The following is an 18,040-nucleotide window of genomic DNA, read 5'->3' as shown; positions in this document are numbered from 1 at the left end:
GCGAGAGTTATTACGGGTTGTGAGTAACTTTAGCGCAATGGAACACACTGATGTGCCCGAATTAAATACCTTAAAAGCATAAGTAAAAGTATAAGCCTGGCGCCCGCTCGTCAGGATTGAGCCTGCCAATCCCGCTACTTTCAGCCTTGGTTCAGCCTGGGCCCGCCAAGAGCCTTCAAAATGGGGCACACATCACGACCCAACTAGCCGCCCATCAAATCGACTATCGAGGTCGCACCCATGAAAAAATTCCGACTGCCTGGCCTGTTGTTCCTGGCCCAGGCCACCACCGCGCTGGCCGGCGAAACGCCGGCTACCGAGGATGACAAAGGCTTCTGGTATGCACAGACCAGTGTCTATACCCGTCACTTTGCACCTGACCCGGACCACAACAACAACCAGGACCTGATTGGCCTGGAGCGCAACGAAGCGTCAGGCTTTGTGTACGGCGGCGCGACGTTTCGCAACTCGTTCAGGCAGCGCTCGTACTACGCCTATGCGGGCAAGCGCTATGACATGACGGACTACCCGGTGTATCTGAAACTGACGGGCGGGGCGATCCAGGGCTATCGCGGCAAGTACCGCGACAAGATCCCGTTGAACCGTTTCGGCGTGGCGCCGGTGATCATTCCGTCGGTGGGCACCCATTACGGGCCAGTGGCGGCTGAGGTGGTGTTGCTGGGGTTAAATGCGGCGATGGTGACGACGGGTGTGCGGTTCTGACACTGACACAGCGCGGTCCAATGTGGGAGCGGGCTTGCTCGCGAAAGCGTTGTGTCAGCCACCTATATGCTGACTGAATCACCGCATTCGCAAGCAAGCCCGCTCCCACATTTTGATCGGCGTGCGTCAGCGGCTCAGGGTCGAGGCGCGTAGGCGAATACGTCGGCACGCATCTGGTGCGCATCCATACCGGCTTCGACCAGCGCATCCAAGGTGCCGTAGATCATTGCCGGGGAACCACTGGCGTAGACGTGCACGGCCTTGAGGTCGCTGATGTCCTCGCACACGGCCTCGTGCAACAGCCCGCAGCGCCCTTCCCAACCGCACAGATCGCTGACGACTTTGTGCAGGAACAGGTTAGGCAGTTGCTGCCACTGGTCCCAGTGCTCGATGTCGTAGAAGTCTTCCGGGCGACGCACGCCCCAGTACAAGTGCACCGGGTGCTTGAAACCGGAAGCGCGGCAATGTTCGATCAGGCTGTGCATCTGCGCCATACCGGTGCCGGCAGCGATCAATACCAACGGCCCGTCAGGCAGCTCGGCCAGGTGCGTGTCGCCATAGGGCAGCTCGATGCGCGCCATCTGGTTACGTTGCAGTTGCGCAAGCAGGCTGCGTGCGCTGTCTTCGCGGACCAGCACGTGTAATTCCAGCTCGCGTCCGGCGTGGGGCGCCGAGGCCAGGGAAAATGCCGACTTCTCGCCATTCTCCCGCTCGATCATCAGGTACTGCCCGGCGTGATAACGCACTGCCTTGCCGGCCGGAGCCCGCAGGCGAACGCGCCAGACATCACCACCCACGTCTACGCACTCACTCAATTGGCACGACAACTTGCGCAACGGCAACTCTCCCGGCGCCAACACGCCATCCCACAACACAATGCAATCTTCCAGCGGCTCGGCGATGCAGGTGTAGAACTCACCATGGTCGCGAACCTCACCGGCTTGCTGCACCCGGCCCTCCACCAGTAGCGCGGCGCACACGTGGCACACACCGTTACGACACGCCTGGGGGCACTCATAACCCAGGCGGCGCGCGCCTTCAAGGATTCGCTCGCCAGGGACCAGCTCCAGCACGGCGCCGGAAGGTTGCAGGGTTACACGCATCAATCTATTCCCAATTCTTTCCAGATCGCATCGACACGGGCAGTGACGGCTTCATCCTTGACGATCACCCGGCCCCACTCGCGGGTGGTTTCACCCGGCCATTTGTGGGTGGCATCCAGGCCCATCTTCGACCCCAAGCCCGACACCGGCGAGGCGAAGTCGAGGTAGTCGATTGGCGTGTTGTCGATCATCACCGTGTCGCGCTTGGGGTCCATGCGCGTGGTGATGGCCCAGATCACGTCGTTCCAGTCGCGGGCATTGATGTCGTCGTCGGTGACGATAACGAACTTGGTGTACATGAACTGTCGCAAAAACGACCACACACCGAGCATTACCCGCTTGGCGTGACCCGGGTACGACTTCTTCATGGTCACGATGGCCATGCGGTACGAGCAGCCTTCGGGCGGCAGGTAGAAGTCGGTGATTTCCGGGAATTGCTTTTGCAGGATCGGCACAAACACTTCATTGAGCGCCACGCCGAGGATGGCCGGCTCATCCGGCGGACGGCCGGTGTAGGTGCTGTGATAAATCGGCTTGATCCGGTGGGTGATGCGCTCGACGGTGAACACCGGGAAGCTGTCGACTTCGTTGTAGTAGCCGGTGTGGTCGCCGTACGGGCCCTCATCGGCCATTTCGCCGGGATGAATCACGCCTTCAAGGATGATCTCTGCGGTGGCCGGCACTTGCAGGTCGTTGCCACGGCACTTCACCAGCTCGGTGCGGTTACCGCGCAACAGCCCGGCGAAAGCATATTCGGACAGGCTGTCCGGTACCGGGGTGACGGCCCCGAGGATGGTCGCGGGGTCGGCGCCCAGGGCCACGGAGACCGGAAACGGCTTGCCGGGGTGCTTTTCACACCACTCACGGTAGTCCAACGCGCCGCCACGGTGGCTCAGCCAGCGCATGATCACCTTATTGCGGCCGATCACTTGCTGGCGGTAGATGCCCAGGTTCTGGCGGTCTTTGTTCGGGCCCTTGGTGACGGTCAGGCCCCACGTGATCAGCGGGCCGACGTCGCCGGGCCAGCAGGTTTGTACCGGGAGCATGGCCAGGTCGACGTCATCGCCTTCGATGACCACTTCTTGGCACACCGCGTCCTTGACCACTTTGGGGGCCATGGCGATGATTTTGCGGAAGATCGGCAGTTTCGACCAGGCATCCTTCAAGCCCTTGGGCGGCTCGGGTTCCTTGAGGAAGGCCAGCAGCTTGCCGATTTCACGCAGCTCGCTGACTGACTCGGCGCCCATGCCAAACGCCACGCGCTCAGGGGTGCCGAACAGGTTGCCGAGTACCGGGATATCAAAGCCGGTCGGGTTCTCGAACAGCAGCGCCGGCCCCTTGTTGCGCAAGGTACGGTCGCAAATCTCAGTCATTTCCAGCACCGGGGAAATCGGCATCTGGATACGTTTCAACTCTCCGCGCTGCTCAAGCTGCTGCACGAAATCCCGAAGATCCTTGAATTTCATTAACCATGCCACCCGTAAAATAGGCGTACATCCTACCTGCTCTGGCGTCGGCTGGCAGCTTATCGCGGCGCATTTGGCTGCCGAACGTGCTTAAAAAACAGGCGAAAAAAAATGGCGCCCCTGAGGGCGCCATTCTTTCGGACCTGAAACGTCGTATTACTTACGCTTCATCGACAGGAAGAACTCGTCGTTGGTCTTGGTGGTTTTCAGCTTGTCGACCAGGAACTCGATGGCTGCAACTTCATCCATCGGGTGCAGCAGCTTGCGCAGAATCCACATGCGCTGCAGTTCGTCGTCGGCGGTCAGCAACTCTTCACGGCGGGTACCGGAACGGTTGATGTTGATCGCCGGGAATACGCGTTTTTCCGCGATGCGACGGTCCAGGGGCAGCTCCATGTTGCCGGTACCCTTGAACTCTTCGTAGATCACTTCGTCCATCTTCGAACCGGTTTCAACCAGTGCGGTGGCGATAATGGTCAGCGAGCCGCCTTCTTCGATGTTCCGCGCGGCGCCAAAGAAACGCTTCGGTTTCTCCAGGGCGTGGGCATCGACACCACCGGTCAATACCTTGCCGGAGCTCGGGATCACGGTGTTGTAGGCACGGGCCAGACGGGTGATGGAGTCAAGCAGGATCACCACGTCTTTCTTGTGTTCGACCAGGCGCTTGGCCTTCTCGATCACCATTTCGGCAACCTGTACGTGACGGGTTGGCGGCTCATCGAACGTCGAGGCAACCACTTCGCCGCGCACGGTGCGCTGCATTTCGGTTACTTCTTCCGGACGCTCATCGATCAGCAGCACGATCAGGTGAACTTCAGGGTTGTTACGCGCGATGTTCGCTGCAATGTTCTGCAGCATGATGGTCTTACCGGCTTTCGGCGGTGCGACGATCAGGCCACGCTGACCTTTGCCGATCGGTGCACACAGGTCGATGACACGACCAGTCAAGTCTTCAGTGGAACCGTTGCCGGCTTCCATCTTCATGCGCACGGTCGGGAACAGCGGGGTCAAGTTCTCGAAGAGAATCTTGTTTTTCGCGTTCTCGGGACGATCGAAGTTGATCGTGTCGACCTTGAGCAGGGCGAAATAACGCTCGCCTTCCTTCGGAGGACGGATCTTGCCAACGATGGTGTCACCGGTGCGCAAGTTGAAGCGACGGATCTGGCTCGGCGAGACGTAGATATCGTCTGGGCCGGCGAGATAGGAAGCGTCTGCAGAGCGAAGGAAGCCGAAGCCGTCCTGGAGAATCTCCAGCACGCCATCACCGGAGATTTCCTCGCCGCTTTTCGCGTGCTTCTTGAGCAGGGAGAAAATCACGTCCTGCTTGCGCGAACGGGCCATATTTTCTATGCCCATTTCTTCGGCCAGTTGGAGCAGGTCGGTAATCGGCTTTTGCTTGAGTTCAGTCAGATTCATATAGGAATGACGTAATCATTTATGGAGGGGGGAAATTAAGCTTTTGGCTTAATGAGGCCGCGCCGCGGAGAAGGCGACAGGATCGCGTACTAATCGAAAAGGAATGCGTCGGCGACGGCTTGCAGGGGGCAGTGGAGAAACCAGTGCGGGGCCGAATGTACCACCTGAGTTTCGGAGCGTCTAGCCCTGTTTCACGAAAAAGCCCCGCTATTTACGGGGCTTTTTTTAACGACGCTTAGATGTTCGCGTCGAGGAAAGCTTGCAGCTGGGACTTCGACAGCGCGCCCACTTTGGTTGCTTCGACGTTGCCGTTCTTGAACAGCATCAGCGTCGGGATACCACGCACGCCGTGCTTGGCCGGGGTTTCCTGGTTGTCGTCGATGTTCAGCTTGGCAATGGTCAGCTTGCCTTCGTAAGTGGTTGCAATGTCGTCCAGAACAGGAGCGATCATTTTGCAAGGGCCGCACCATTCAGCCCAGTAGTCAACCAGCACCGGGCCTTGAGCCTTGAGTACTTCGGCCTCAAAGGTCGCGTCGGTGACGTGCTTGATAAGATCGTTGCTCATGGATGTCTCCGGATTGTAAGCAAAAAAAACGTGGCCCATCATAGCCGCCCTTCCCCCGTTCAGGAAGCCGCCTCTGATTGAGTCTTGCTATGGTGGTGCATGAGTTTGGGTATCGCCCGGCTCACGACGCCACAGGGGTCACGAAGGCGATGCCGGTACGCAGCGCAGCGTTACGTACGTGTTCCTGCATGGTTTTCTGCGCCGCGCCACTGGCACGCCGGGCCAGGGCGCGCAGGATCTTGCGGTGTTCCTGCCAGGTCTCCATGGCTCGCTCCGGTCGGATGAACGGTAGCTTCTGGCTCTCCAGGAACACCTCGGCACTGGCACTCAGGATACTCACCATCGCCTGGTTACCACTGGCCAGCAGGATGCGCTGGTGGAATTCGAAGTCCAACCGGGCAGCCGCCTCGAAATCGCCGGCCTTGAGCACTTGGCGCATCGCTTCGACATTGTCTTGCAGGCTGTCCAGCTCATCGACCGTCAGCGTCACCGCCGCCAACCCCGCCGCGAAACCTTCAAGGGCATAGCGCAGTTGGAAAATATCCAGCGGCGTGGCCTGGGCGGCGAACGGCCAGGCAAACCCTGGCGACTCCTCGGCAGCCTGCACAAATACGCCCTTACCCGGCTGCACACTGACCACACCCAAGGCACTCAGAGAGGACAACGCCTCGCGCAGCGACGCCCTGCTTACCCCCAATTGCACCGCCAGGTCGCGCTGAGACGGCAGCGCATCACCCGGCCCAAAGCCTTGCTCCTTGATCAGTTTGCGGATGGCCTGCAGGGCCGCTTCCGGTACGGCTTGGGCGATGGAATTCATAAAAAACTCAAGGTTCCAGTCAACTGAGCGGCTAGTTGTAATGCTATTCGAAGTCGGCGGCAAGCCACGCCCCAAAGGGGCTCGCAGGGTTTTAGCGGCGCTCGAAAAGGGTGCAAAAAAGCCGGTAACTGTTCAGACCAGTAAGACCACCACAACCCAACAAAACCCTGCGCTGCAGACGATCCTGAAGGTGCTGGCATGGGCTGTGCACTGAGCAAAAATCAGAAATTTCCTTCGTCCTTCTCGGAGAGTTGCCATGACCAAGCGCTACAGCGCCCTGCTCACTGCCCTGTTTGCCAGCTTGATGCTGAGCCAGGCACCCGCCCAGGCCAACGGTCTGGAAGATATCGTCGCCCGTGGCACCCTCAAAGTCGCCGTGCCTCAGGACTTTCCGCCGTTCGGCTCAGTCGGCCCCGACATGAAGCCACGCGGCCTGGACATCGACACCGCCAAACTGTTGGCCGACCAGCTCAAGGTCAAGCTGGAGCTGACACCGGTAAACAGCACCAATCGCATCCCGTTCCTCACCACCGGCAAGGTCGACCTGGTGATCTCCAGCCTTGGCAAGAACGCCGAGCGGGAAAAGGTCATCGATTTTTCCAAGGCCTACGCGCCCTTCTACCTGGCGGTGTTCGGCCCGCCTGACGCCGCCATCAGTACGCTCGACGACCTCAAGGGCAAGACCATCAGCGTGACCCGTGGCGCCATCGAAGACATCGAGCTGACTGCCGTCGCGCCCAAGGAAGCCACCATCAAGCGTTTCGAAGACAACAACTCCACCATCGCGGCCTACCTGGCAGGCCAGGTCGACCTGATCGCCAGCGGCAACGTGGTGATGGTGGCGATCAGCGAACGCAGCCCCAAACGCGTACCGGCGCTGAAAGTGAAACTCAAGGACTCACCGGTCTACGTGGGCATCAACAAGAACGAGCCGGCGTTGCTGGAGAAGGTCAACCAGATCCTCGTCGCGGCCAAAGCCGACGGCAGCCTGGAAAAGAACGCGCTGCAATGGCTGAAAGAACCCTTGCCTGCCGATCTCTGAATGCGGAGCTGATTCATGGCGTATCAATTTGACTTTGTGCCGGTACTGGCCAACACCGACCTGCTGCTGCGCGGCGCGCTGTTCACCCTTGAGCTGACGGCCATCGGCGCGATTCTCGGCGTGGCGCTAGGCACCGTAGGCGCCGTGGTGCGGGCGTGGAAGGTTCAGCCGTTCGCCTGGTTCTTCGGTGTGTATGTCGAGTTGATTCGCAACACACCGTTCCTGGTGCAGTTGTTCTTCATCTTCTTCGGTTTGCCGTCGTTGGGCTTGAAGATCACCGAGTGGCAAGCCGCTGTGCTAGCGATGGTGATCAACCTGGGGGCCTACTCCACCGAGATCATCCGCGCCGGCATCCAGGCCATCCCACGTGGGCAACTGGAGGCCGCTGCGGCATTGGCGATGACGCGCTTCGAAGCGTTTCGCCACGTGGTGCTACTGCCGGCGCTGGGCAAGGTGTGGCCGGCCCTGAGCAGCCAGATCATCATCGTGATGCTCGGCTCGGCGGTGTGCTCGCAGATCGCCACGGAAGAGCTGAGCTTTGCCGCCAACTTTATCCAGTCGCGCAATTTCCGCGCCTTTGAAACCTATGCCCTGACCACCCTGGTGTACCTGTGCATGGCGTTGATGATTCGCCAGTTGCTCAACTGGATCGGCCGCCGGTTTGTGATGAGGAACAGTCGATGAGTGATTTTTCGTTCTGGGACATCGTGCGCAACTTGCTCACCGGCCTGCAATGGACGCTGCTGTTGTCATTGGTGGCGTTCATTGGCGGCGGCGTGATCGGTTTGCTGGTGATGACGATGCGCATCAGCAGCAAGGCGTTCCCACGCAATATCGCCCGCACGTATATCGAGCTGTTCCAGGGCACGCCGCTGCTAATGCAGCTGTTCCTGGTGTTTTTCGGCATTGCCCTGCTGGGTGTGGACATCTCGCCATGGCTGGCAGCCGCCATTGCCCTAACCCTGTTTACCAGCGCCTACCTCGCTGAAATCTGGCGCGGCTGCGTCGATTCCATCGCCCATGGGCAGTGGGAAGCCTCGGCCAGCCTGGCGCTGAACCCTTTGGAGCAACTGCGCTACGTGATCCTGCCCCAGGCGCTACGGATTGCCGTGGCGCCGACGGTGGGTTTCTCAGTGCAGGTGGTCAAAGGCACCGCCGTAACTTCGATCATCGGTTTTACCGAACTGACCAAGACCGGCGGCATGCTCGCCAACGCCACGTTCGAGCCCTTCATGGTCTACGGCCTGGTGGCGCTTGGTTACTTCTTGCTCTGCTACCCCTTGTCCCTCAGTGCGCGCTACCTGGAAAGGAGACTGCATGCCTCTGCTTAGAATTTCCGCCCTCCATAAATATTACGGCGATCACCACGTCCTCAAGGGCATCGACCTGACCGTCGAAGAAGGCCAGGTGGTGGCGATCATCGGCCGCAGCGGCTCGGGTAAATCCACCTTGCTGCGCACCCTCAACGGCCTGGAGTCGATCAATGATGGAGTGATTGAGGTCGACGGCGAATATCTCGATGCCGCCCGCGCCGACCTGCGCAGCCTGCGGCAGAAAGTCGGCATGGTGTTCCAGCAGTTCAACCTGTTCCCGCACCTGACCGTGGGCGAAAACGTGATGCTCGCGCCCCAAGTGGTGCAAAAAGTGCCAAAGGCCAAAGCCGCTCAATTGGCCAAACAGATGTTGGAGCGGGTCGGGCTGGGGGAAAAATTCGACGCGTTTCCGGATCGTCTGTCCGGCGGCCAGCAGCAGCGCGTCGCGATTGCCCGCGCCCTGGCCATGTCACCCAAGGTGCTGTTGTGCGATGAAATCACCTCGGCCCTCGACCCGGAACTGGTCAACGAAGTGCTCAGCGTGGTGCGCCAACTGGCCAAGGACGGCATGACCTTGATCATGGTGACCCACGAAATGCGCTTTGCCCGGGAAGTGGGGGACAAGCTGGTGTTCATGCACCAGGGCAAGGTGCATGAAGTCGGTGATCCAAAGGTGCTGTTCGCCGAGCCGCAGACGGCTGAATTGGCCAATTTCATTCGCACTACCGAAGCGCCAGCCTGATTGATCAGCCGGCGGGCACCAGCTCAAAATGCCCGCCGCCCTCCACGACGGTTTTGCTGCGAACAGCGATGGCCGCACCAGAGAGCCAGGTATCGACCTGCACCTGCGCCGAAAACGTGCGCCCTGTGGCGGGGACGCCCCCCGCCAGCACCACCAGCGTCTGCCCTGGCTGCAGACCAGTGCTGCGTGCCGCGTAATTGTGCACATGTGCCAGCTCAACAGGTCGTCCGTCCAACAACGGGTGCTCGAGGGTGAGATTGAAATAGCCATGTCGTCCCCATGCATAACGCTGGCCGTCGGCGGACACGCCTTGGAAACGCATCGCGATGACCGTCGCCTCGGGGCACACCACGTTCAAACGCACCGTACGCTTGCCCAGGAAGACGTCTTGGCTGCCGGACTGCTCCGCCCCACGCAACAATCCGTAGTCCACCACTGGCTGGCTCAGGGAGATACGGCACTGCGCGGCACTTGCCTCAACCGCCCATAAAAAGCTCACCAGCGCAGCGCTAATCCCTGAGGAGTAGCGGCCGATGCCACACACCTTAGCGACAAGTTGCCGAAGCTCTTTCATAAAACTGCCCCTCATAATTTTGCTCCGCCAGATCCAAATGCAGCACACAGGACGCCCCACTCGGCGAGGACACCGTTAAGGTTTTCGGAGCGTCGACATTGCTCAGGAAAATCATGCCGTCCGCCACCACCGTGGTCAGGAACGCGTTGTCTGCCCCCAACACCGCAGCCCCCTGGCTCAAAGGCCTCCCATCAGGGTTCGTCGCGCGCAGCAACACTCGCCTGACCTTCACCACGTCGAGGTCGACCTGGCGTGGCAGGCTTTTACCCTCCACTTCCAACTGACTGGCTTGATAAGCCGGCAAACCGGCAATAACCGCACTACCCCACGGGTCAGTCCAGACCGGACCTTGTGGCGTGGTTATCCGCGCACCGGCGATATCGCCCACCGAGGCCACGCCAAAAGTGTCTTCGATTCGATAGGGGGACAGCGTGATGCCAGTTGCGTGGGCAACAACGCCACCTTGTAGCTGCCCGCTGTAGCTGGTGCTGGAACTGTCACGATTTATTCCAACCCCCACCTGGGTGTAGCGGGACAACGCATTGAGCGTTCCCCCCAGCGTGTGTTGCTCACGTGTGCCCAAATCGTGGTCACTGCGCAGTTGATAGTTCAAGGCCTCATCAATGCGCTCGTCATAAGTAGCGCCGATGCTGGACCGCGCGCCCTGGCGTCGCGCATAAGTGCTGATGGAGCGGCTGCCCCCCAACGGAACACTCACTTGTAGGCGTACACCCACGCCATCGTCGTTACGGTCTCTGTCCTTGTCGCTGCCGGATTGGCCAACTTGCGAATCCACCGTTACACCCACGTTGGCGTAACGGAAGTTTTTGTTCCATGCGCCGTAGACGTGCTGGGAAGTGCGACTGTTGAAATGAGAACCACGCGTGTAACCGATGGAGAACCCGCCCAGTTGTGGATCTGACCAACTGAAACCTGCGGTGTATTGGTTTTTGAAACGCGACTGCTCACCTTCGCACACATTCCGCGCCAGCGTGTCGAGCACGTCACGGTAGCCAGGGGTCTGGGTTGTGGCGCTCACAGTCACCTGAACATCACCTGGCAATGAACTGCCGACGGCAATGCTGCTGCGCGCGCCCTTGTTTTTTTTCAGGTGGTCTCTAGACAGGTTATTGCGTACGCCAACGGAGAATCGTTGGGAAAAATTACTGTCCAGCGCCCAACCCACTGAGCTGTAGTCTTCGGTGCCCTGCAAGCCCGCGCTGAGTGCTGCACGCTTACCAACCGCCCAAGTGCCACTACCCATGGCCAACAGGGGCTCTTTCACGCTACTGCGCTCGGCATCGCGAACCTTTCCAATAGAGGCTGTGTACCCCGACTTCACCGGTACAGCCGCGCGAAATGAAGCCGCTGGCACTACAAAGCTGCGCTGCCCCCCGCGTGTTTCGATGACGGTGACATGAAGGTCGCTGGTCCCATTGAGCAGCGGCAGGTTGGTGAGGGAAAAAGGCCCCTGCGGCACGACCGTCGTATAGATAAGGACACCCGACTGCCTGACCTCAACCCTGGACTGGCTCAAGGCTTGTCCCTCGACCACCACCCCAGGATTGGCATTGCCCCCCCCAACACCATCAGGAAATAACTGCACGCCCGTCAACTGAACACCGGCGAACACCGGATTCACACTCGAGATCTGTCCCGCCTGGAACGTAGCGGCGAGCGGTTCCAAGTCCCTCTGTACGTAGGCATAGACGTGCTCAGCAGTGGTACTGCGGTCGTTGGCGATGTAGAACTGACGACTCCGGGCTATCCAGTCACCCCAGTTGAAACCAATCTCGGTCGAGGCCGAAAAATAGCGATGAGTGTCAGCTCTGGAGTGATTGTTGATTGCCTGAACATCGTAGTTAAGCAGTGCCGCTGTGCCGCCTCGGCTGTAATTGCCGGAGTTGCGCTGGATATCTCTCAATGCATTCGTGGGCACCACCAGCACCACTTCTTCCGTTCCTGGGCGCAATGTTGTGACCGTACTGGGGTAATCGCCTCGAAAATCATGGCACGCGCGTTCGGGGTCGCTACTTTTGTCGATCACACCGGAGGGTGTCCGCAAGCCGGCACGCTCCAGCAAACTGCGGGTAAAGCACAACTGCCCTGCGCTGTCGAAGCGCGCATCCGCCAGGCCCAGGCGTTCGCCATTGACCGTCAATTCGACAACCTGCACACCCTCATTGAAACGAGGGGCGTCGCGAAAATACCGGGCAACGGATGGATCGATACCGCGTGCCTGCAAAGTGGCGAGATCGAACCCGGCAATCGTCGCCACCCGCTCGGCGTGGGCCTGCTCGGTCACGCCGGACAACATGGCCAGACAAACAGAAAAACTCAGCCCATTACGCCGAAATAAATCTTCGGGCCATTGTTTTACGAGAACTTGCCTGTGACCTGCACCGTTGACTCGAGTGGTTTTTCTCATGGCCGTTCACGGTGCATTTGCGATTAGCAATGCGTCATAACTATCGACCGCAAAGCCGTAGACCGTGGCCGGCGCAAACGTGACCGTCCTGGCTCCAGGGACCGACTTGTCCAACTCAACATGCAACGCTTCACCCGGCAGGATGTAAGTACGGGGCAGTACGGCTTTTACTTTTTGGGGGTTGAGCTTGATGTCAGTCGCAAAACGAACCACATAAGGGCTGTCATTACGCACCTTTAGCGTGTTGGCGTGGAGGTGCCACGTCAGCAACTCCCAAGGGGCTTCATGCCGAGGCAAACCCTTGGGGTGCAAGATAAGCGGAAGGTTTTGCCGAAGACTTATGCCGATGGTCGCCCCCGATCCCGGTTGTGTTTGGGGGATGCCTTCGAAAGACACGCGCTTCAAACGCTGGGTCTTGAGCGGCTCGTTGGCAATGGACAAGAAGCGGACCAGTTGCTGCTCTCCCGCGTCGACTCGTGCAACAGGCGGGGTGACAACGATTAAAGGTTCGGGGTCTTCTGGAATATCCTCTATGACCGAATGCAGTAACGCGGGCGTGCTATCTGTATTGGTTACGTTGATGCTGGCTTCGCCGTCTGCCTCACTTAGCACGATGACAGTTGTTTCGGGGCGCATGCCGTCTGCGAATGCCGTAACAGGTAAAAATAAATTAACTAACAGACAACACGTAAAAACAATTCTAACCGCCATTCCAATACCCACTTCGCTTTAATGCAAGGTGAAATAAACCGCAGCCGACACAAGGCTATATCTCCAAAAAAGATAACCCCCGCATCGACTGCTTCATGACAACTACTTACAAGTAGCGCAGCTCTAGGGTGGCATGACCATCCAAACTGACTTGACTATTTAGATCAAGTTCGGATGTTTTATTGATCGTGGGACGAACTTCCAGGGTACCGGACACTGTGTTAACTGGAATTGGACCATATGAGCCAGTATGCCAAGTTGCAAGCGTCGCCGGTGCTGGCCCTAGATATTCACTGCTGCCTCGATACCAGGTTTTACCATTGTCAATAGATGTAATAGGCAGCCCCGCTTTTCCATCCACAACGGTATTGCGCGTTAGAACAAGATAACTGCCTATTTTTTTCCCTTGCGCCGTGGTACCCAAACCATAGCTATAAGTAGGGATAGGACTGGCAATACTCGAGCCTACGCGATTGTCGGTTGCCTTCAGGGCGATCAGCGCCTTGGCACTGCCTCCGCACTTCACCGCATACGGAGTGCTTTTCGCCGGGAGATGGGTGGGTGCAGTGGCACTCAAGGAGTTTGGATTGATGCTTCCGTAGTCAATAGTCGCGTTGGTAATAGTGAAGCTGCAGCTGACAGGAGCAATGTAGCCTTTGACGCGGAGGTCAGCCGCTTGAGCATTCAAACCTGCCACCGCAAGAAATAACCCGGCCAGCATTGCGAAATTCTTCTTCATTTAAAGCCACCTTTTAAGAGTGATTGGCATTACTTGAACCGCAAAGCATTTCCAATAAACGAGTAAACCCTCACCTTCCATGGCGCCTTGATCGATAAATAAATAACACCACGGCATCAGCGCCAGGCCGAAGTATTAACGCTTCGCCCTGCTATGAAAGCCGGAAAAAACATCGAAGATAGTAAGAACCCTCTGCGGTTCATCTTCAACTCCAGAGCGTCTAAAGTGGGAACACGAAAACAATAGAGTGGGACAAACCCAGTTTCTTGTAGGATCCTGTATACCGCCCAGCAATCACGTACACCTGAAATGCCTGAACTACAGAACTCACAGTTTTAGTAACACAACTGTCACATCTATTTCCTACAGGCAGCCTTCACGCGTCTGATTGAGACGAGGGACAAAATCCCTTGGCACAACGCGTTGGCGTCAGCGGTCGATCGTGGCACGATGGCGAGGTTATCGACCGAGACCCACAAACCATGCCGCAATCCCAAGCCAAGAATCTGTCCCTGATCGCCGCCATCGACCTGGGCTCCAACAGCTTTCACATGGTCGTGGCCAAGGCCCAGAACGGCGAAATCCGCATCCTTGAGCGGCTCGGCGAGAAAGTACAACTGGCTGCCGGCATCGATGATGAGCGTCAGCTCAATGAAGAATCCATGCAGCGCGGCCTCGATTGCCTCAAGCGTTTTGCCCAGTTGATCAACGGCATGCCTCTGGGCGCCGTACGAATCGTCGGCACCAACGCCCTGCGTGAAGCGCGCAACCGTGGCGAATTCATCCGCCGTGCGGAAGAGATCCTCGGGCACCCGGTGGAAGTCATCTCCGGTCGTGAAGAAGCACGCCTGATCTACCTCGGCGTGTCCCACACCCTGGCCGACACGCCCGGCAAACGCCTGGTCGCCGACATCGGCGGGGGCAGTACCGAATTCATCATCGGGCAAAGATTCGAGCCATTGCTGCGCGAAAGCCTGCAAATGGGCTGCGTCAGCTATACCCAGCGTTATTTCAAAGACGGCAAGATCACCCCGGCGCGCTACGCCCAGGCTTATACAGCGGCGCGGTTGGAGATCATGAGCATCGAGCACGCCCTGCACCGCCTGACTTGGGATGAAGCCATCGGCTCGTCCGGTACCATCCGTGCCATCGGCCTGGCCCTCAAGGCCGGCGGCCACGGCACCGGCGAGGTCAATGCCGAAGGCCTGGCGTGGCTCAAGCGCAAGCTGTTCAAGCTGGGAGACGCCGAGAAGATCGACTTCGACGGCATCAAGCCCGACCGTCGCACTATCTTCCCGGCGGGCCTGGCGATTCTCGAAGCGATCTTCGATGCCCTCGAACTGCAACGCATGGACCACTGCGATGGCGCCCTGCGCGAAGGCGTGCTGTATGACCTGCTGGGTCGTCATCACCACGAAGACGTGCGTGAGCGCACCCTCAGCTCGCTGATGGAGCGTTATCACGTCGACCTGGAACAAGCGGCCCGCGTGGAGCGCAAAGCCCTGCACGCCTTCGACCAAGTGGCCGAGGACTGGGACCTGGAGGACGGCGTCTGGCGCGAGTTGTTGGGTTGGGCTGCCAAGGTGCACGAAGTGGGCCTGGACATCGCCCACTACCACTACCACAAGCACGGCGCTTACCTGATCGAGCACTCCGACCTGGCGGGCTTCTCTCGTGAAGACCAACAGATGCTCGCCCTGCTGGTGCGCGGCCATCGCCGTAATATCCCCAAGGACAAGTTTGCCGAGTTCGGTGATGAAGGCATCAAGCTGATTCGCCTGTGCGTGCTGTTGCGCTTTGCGATCCTGTTCCACCACATCCGTGGCACTCAAGAGATGCCCCAGGTGACCCTGCGCGCCAACGGCGAAAGCCTGGACGTAGTGTTCCCGAAAGATTGGCTGGATGAGAACCAACTGACCCAGGCGGATTTTGCCCAGGAAGCGGAATGGTTGACGCGGGTGGGGTTCACGCTGAACGTGCGCTGATACGGTCTACAGGACTCTGAAAACAAGTGCTGTAGTGAGCGGGCTTGCCCCGCGCTGGGTTGCGCAGCAGCCCCAATAAGAACGCCGCGCTCTGTCAGACAGAGCGCGGCGTTTGGTTTTAGGGCTGCTGCGCAACCCAGCGCGGGGCAAGCCCGCTCACTACAGGATCGGAGGCGGGTTTAGTTCACCGTCAGGATTGGGCTGCCCAACCGCTCCAACAACGTCGCCTGCGCGCTGCGCGGGTTTTGGTTGCCGGTTGGCGTGTTGCGCACGTAGCGGCCGTCCGACTGCAGGCTCCAGCTGTGGGTGTTGTCGGTGAGGTAGCTTTCCAGCTCCTTCTTGACCCGCATGATCAGCTTCTTGCCTTCCACCGGGAAGCAGGTTTCTACGCGCTTATCGAGGTTGCGCTCCATCCAGTCGGCGCTGGAGAGGAACATCTGCTCTTCGCCGCCGTTGAGGAAGTAGAACACCCGCGTGTGCTCCAGGAAGCGGCCGATGATCGAACGCACGTGGATATTGTGCGACACGCCGACAATGCCCGGACGCAGGCAGCACATGCCCCGTACCACCAGGTCGATACGCACGCCCGACTGGCTGGCCTTGTACAGCGCGCGGATGATTTTCGGATCGGTCAACGAGTTGAACTTGGCGATGATGTGCGCCGGCTTGCCGTCGAGGGCGAACTGGGTCTCGCGGGCAATCATGTCGAGCATGCCCTTCTTGAGTGTGAACGGCGCGTGCAGCAGCTTCTTCATGCGCAAGGTCTTGCCCATGCCGATCAGCTGGCTGAACAACTTGCCGACGTCTTCACACAACGCGTCGTCGGAGGTCAGCAGGCTGTAGTCGGTATAGAGCTTGGCGTTGCCGGCGTGGTAGTTACCGGTACCCAAGTGCGCGTAGCGCACGATCTCACCGGCTTCGCGACGCAGGATCAGCATCATCTTGGCGTGGGTCTTGAAGCCGACCACGCCGTAGATCACCACCGCGCCCGCCGCTTGCAGGCGGCTAGCCAGTTGCAGGTTGGACTCTTCGTCGAACCGTGCACGCAGTTCGATCACTGCGGTGACTTCCTTGCCGTTACGCGCGGCGTCGACCAAGGCATCGACGATCTCCGAGTTGGCGCCAGAACGGTACAAGGTCTGGCGTACGGCCAATACGTGCGGGTCCTTGGCGGCCTGGCGCAACAGGTCGACCACCGGGGTGAAGGACTCGAACGGGTGCAGCAGCAGGATGTCCTGCTTGCTCACCACGCTGAAAATGTTCTCGCTGTTTTGCAGCAGTTTCGGAATCTGCGGGGTGAACGGGGTGTATTGCAGCTCCGGGTGGCTGTCCAGGCCAGTGATGCTGAACAGACGGGTCAGGTTCACCGGGCCATTGACCTGATACAGCTCGGACTCTGCCAGGTTGAACTGCTTGAGCAAGTAGTCCGACAGGTGTTTCGGGCAAGTGTCGGCCACCTCAAGGCGCACCGCATCGCCGTATCTACGCGAAAACAGCTCGCCGCGCAGGGCACGGGCCAAGTCTTCGACGTCTTCGGAGTCCAGCGCCAGGTCGGCGTTACGCGTCAGTCGGAACTGGTAGCAACCCTTGACCTTCATGCCCTGGAACAGGTCGTCAGCGTGCGCGTGGATCATCGACGAGAGGAATACATAATTGTCGCCAGCGCCCCCCACCTCTTCCGGTACCTTGATGATCCGTGGCAACAAGCGCGGGGCCGGGATAATCGCCAGGCCGGAATCGCGACCGAAGGCGTCGATACCTTCCAGCTCGACGATAAAGTTGAGGCTTTTGTTCACCAGCAACGGGAACGGGTGCGTCGGGTCGAGGCCGATAGGCGTGATGATCGGCGAAATCTCGTCGCGGAAATAACGGCGCACCCAGGTCTTGATCTTGGTGGTCCAGTGACGGCGACGGATGAAGCGGACCTGATGTTTTTCCAGTTCCGGCAGCAGGATGTCGTTGAGGATCGCGTACTGGCGGTCCACATGGCCGTGCACCAGCTCGCTGATGCGCGCCAGCGCCTGGTGCGGTTGCAGGCCGTCGGCACCCGCTTGTTCACGGGCGAAGGTGATCTGCTTCTTGAGGCCGGCCACGCGGATTTCGAAGAACTCGTCCAGGTTGCTGGAGAAAATCAGCAGGAATTTCAGCCGCTCCAGCAGGGGATAGGACTCATCCAGCGCCTGTTCCAGCACGCGGATGTTGAATTGCAGTTGGGACAGCTCGCGGTGGATGTACAGGCTGCTGTCATCCAGGTTGGTCACCGCGGCCACCGGCGCCGGCACAGGCGTTTCGGCTACCACGGCAGGCGCGGCGGGCTCCAGTTCCGGCGGGGTCTCGGTGACTTGTTCAACCACCGGGTGAGCGTCTTTTACGGCAACGTCTGTGAGTCCTTCGGTATTCATCGAGTGTTCCTGTG

General features: G+C 59.1%; 16 protein-coding genes. 6 read left to right on the top strand and 10 right to left on the bottom strand.

The annotated features are described in order from the left end of the window. Positions 1–240: 240 nt before the first annotated feature. Positions 241–723 carry a sn-glycerol-3-phosphate transporter gene (locus CFE47_RS20870; RefSeq protein ID WP_286840067.1) on the top strand — a complete coding sequence of 161 codons (483 nt, stop codon included), beginning with the start codon at positions 241–243 and terminating at the stop codon, positions 721–723. Between the two features lie 134 nt (positions 724–857). Here the strand turns inward: CFE47_RS20870 and CFE47_RS20865 are convergent, their stop codons facing one another. The 5 genes from CFE47_RS20865 to CFE47_RS20845 form a co-directional block, all read right to left on the bottom strand. Then, a complete protein-coding gene (locus tag CFE47_RS20865; RefSeq protein ID WP_185709803.1) occupies positions 858–1,826 on the bottom strand; it encodes a CDP-6-deoxy-delta-3,4-glucoseen reductase in 969 nt (322 codons plus the stop codon). Continuing rightward, complete coding sequence (gene ubiD, locus CFE47_RS20860) at positions 1,826–3,292, bottom strand: 4-hydroxy-3-polyprenylbenzoate decarboxylase (RefSeq protein WP_071490463.1); 1,467 nt, start codon at positions 3,290–3,292, stop codon at positions 1,826–1,828. Before ubiD ends, CFE47_RS20865 begins: the two co-directional genes overlap by 1 nt. Before the next feature lie 156 nt (positions 3,293–3,448). Continuing rightward, entirely contained in the window at positions 3,449–4,708 is a 1,260-nt protein-coding gene (rho, locus tag CFE47_RS20855; protein WP_016973082.1) for a transcription termination factor Rho, read from the bottom strand. 235 nt (positions 4,709–4,943) lie between these two features. Then, positions 4,944–5,273, bottom strand: a complete 330-nt coding sequence (gene trxA / locus CFE47_RS20850) for a thioredoxin TrxA (RefSeq protein ID WP_003213989.1) — start codon at positions 5,271–5,273, stop codon at positions 4,944–4,946. Positions 5,274–5,394: 121 nt separating this feature from the next. Next, complete coding sequence (locus tag CFE47_RS20845; RefSeq protein WP_185709804.1) at positions 5,395–6,090, bottom strand: FadR/GntR family transcriptional regulator; 696 nt, start codon at positions 6,088–6,090, stop codon at positions 5,395–5,397. Between the two features lie 256 nt (positions 6,091–6,346). Here CFE47_RS20845 and CFE47_RS20840 point away from each other — a divergent pair, with 256 nt between their 5' ends. The 4 genes from CFE47_RS20840 to CFE47_RS20825 are packed head-to-tail and all read left to right on the top strand — an operon-like array spanning position 6,347 to position 9,187. After that, positions 6,347–7,132, top strand: coding sequence for a transporter substrate-binding domain-containing protein (locus CFE47_RS20840; RefSeq protein ID WP_286840059.1), 786 nt, complete (start codon positions 6,347–6,349; stop codon positions 7,130–7,132). A 15-nt stretch (positions 7,133–7,147) separates the two neighbouring features. Next, positions 7,148–7,816, top strand: a complete 669-nt coding sequence (locus CFE47_RS20835) for an amino acid ABC transporter permease (RefSeq protein WP_286840057.1) — start codon at positions 7,148–7,150, stop codon at positions 7,814–7,816. After that, positions 7,813–8,463, top strand: coding sequence for an amino acid ABC transporter permease (locus CFE47_RS20830; protein WP_286840055.1), 651 nt, complete (start codon positions 7,813–7,815; stop codon positions 8,461–8,463). The genes CFE47_RS20835 and CFE47_RS20830 overlap by 4 nt, the downstream gene beginning before the upstream one ends. Next, complete coding sequence (locus CFE47_RS20825; RefSeq protein WP_286840032.1) at positions 8,450–9,187, top strand: amino acid ABC transporter ATP-binding protein; 738 nt, start codon at positions 8,450–8,452, stop codon at positions 9,185–9,187. Before CFE47_RS20830 ends, CFE47_RS20825 begins: the two co-directional genes overlap by 14 nt. Positions 9,188–9,191: 4 nt before the next feature. Here CFE47_RS20825 and CFE47_RS20820 read toward each other — a convergent pair whose 3' ends face one another. From CFE47_RS20820 to CFE47_RS20805, 4 genes are all read right to left on the bottom strand, one after another. Then, a complete protein-coding gene (locus CFE47_RS20820) occupies positions 9,192–9,761 on the bottom strand; it encodes a DUF1120 domain-containing protein (protein WP_286840029.1) in 570 nt (189 codons plus the stop codon). Then, positions 9,733–12,189, bottom strand: a complete 2,457-nt coding sequence (locus CFE47_RS20815; protein ID WP_286840026.1) for a fimbria/pilus outer membrane usher protein — start codon at positions 12,187–12,189, stop codon at positions 9,733–9,735. The genes CFE47_RS20820 and CFE47_RS20815 overlap by 29 nt, the downstream gene beginning before the upstream one ends. 6 nt (positions 12,190–12,195) lie before the next feature. Further along, positions 12,196–12,900: a fimbria/pilus chaperone family protein gene (locus tag CFE47_RS20810; RefSeq protein ID WP_286840023.1), complete on the bottom strand. Its 705-nt coding sequence runs from the start codon at positions 12,898–12,900 to the stop codon at positions 12,196–12,198. Between the two features lie 106 nt (positions 12,901–13,006). Beyond that, on the bottom strand, positions 13,007–13,639 hold the full coding sequence (locus CFE47_RS20805; RefSeq protein WP_286840021.1) for a DUF1120 domain-containing protein: 633 nt from the start codon (positions 13,637–13,639) through the stop codon (positions 13,007–13,009). 482 nt (positions 13,640–14,121) lie between these two features. On the opposite strand from CFE47_RS20805, the gene ppx reads away from it, so the two are divergent. Then, positions 14,122–15,624 (top strand): exopolyphosphatase, encoded by a 1,503-nt coding sequence (gene ppx, locus CFE47_RS20800; protein ID WP_185709812.1) that lies wholly within the window; start codon positions 14,122–14,124, stop codon positions 15,622–15,624. 179 nt (positions 15,625–15,803) lie between these two features. Here ppx and ppk1 read toward each other — a convergent pair whose 3' ends face one another. Continuing rightward, positions 15,804–18,026, bottom strand: a complete 2,223-nt coding sequence (gene ppk1 / locus CFE47_RS20795; protein WP_286840018.1) for a polyphosphate kinase 1 — start codon at positions 18,024–18,026, stop codon at positions 15,804–15,806. Between the last annotated feature and the right edge of the window lie 14 nt (positions 18,027–18,040).

It is taken from the genome of Pseudomonas sp. PGPPP1 (assembly GCF_002255865.1).
GTDB lineage: Bacteria > Pseudomonadota > Gammaproteobacteria > Pseudomonadales > Pseudomonadaceae > Aquipseudomonas > Aquipseudomonas cremoris.
This window is presented reverse-complemented; position numbering and strand designations above follow the sequence as displayed.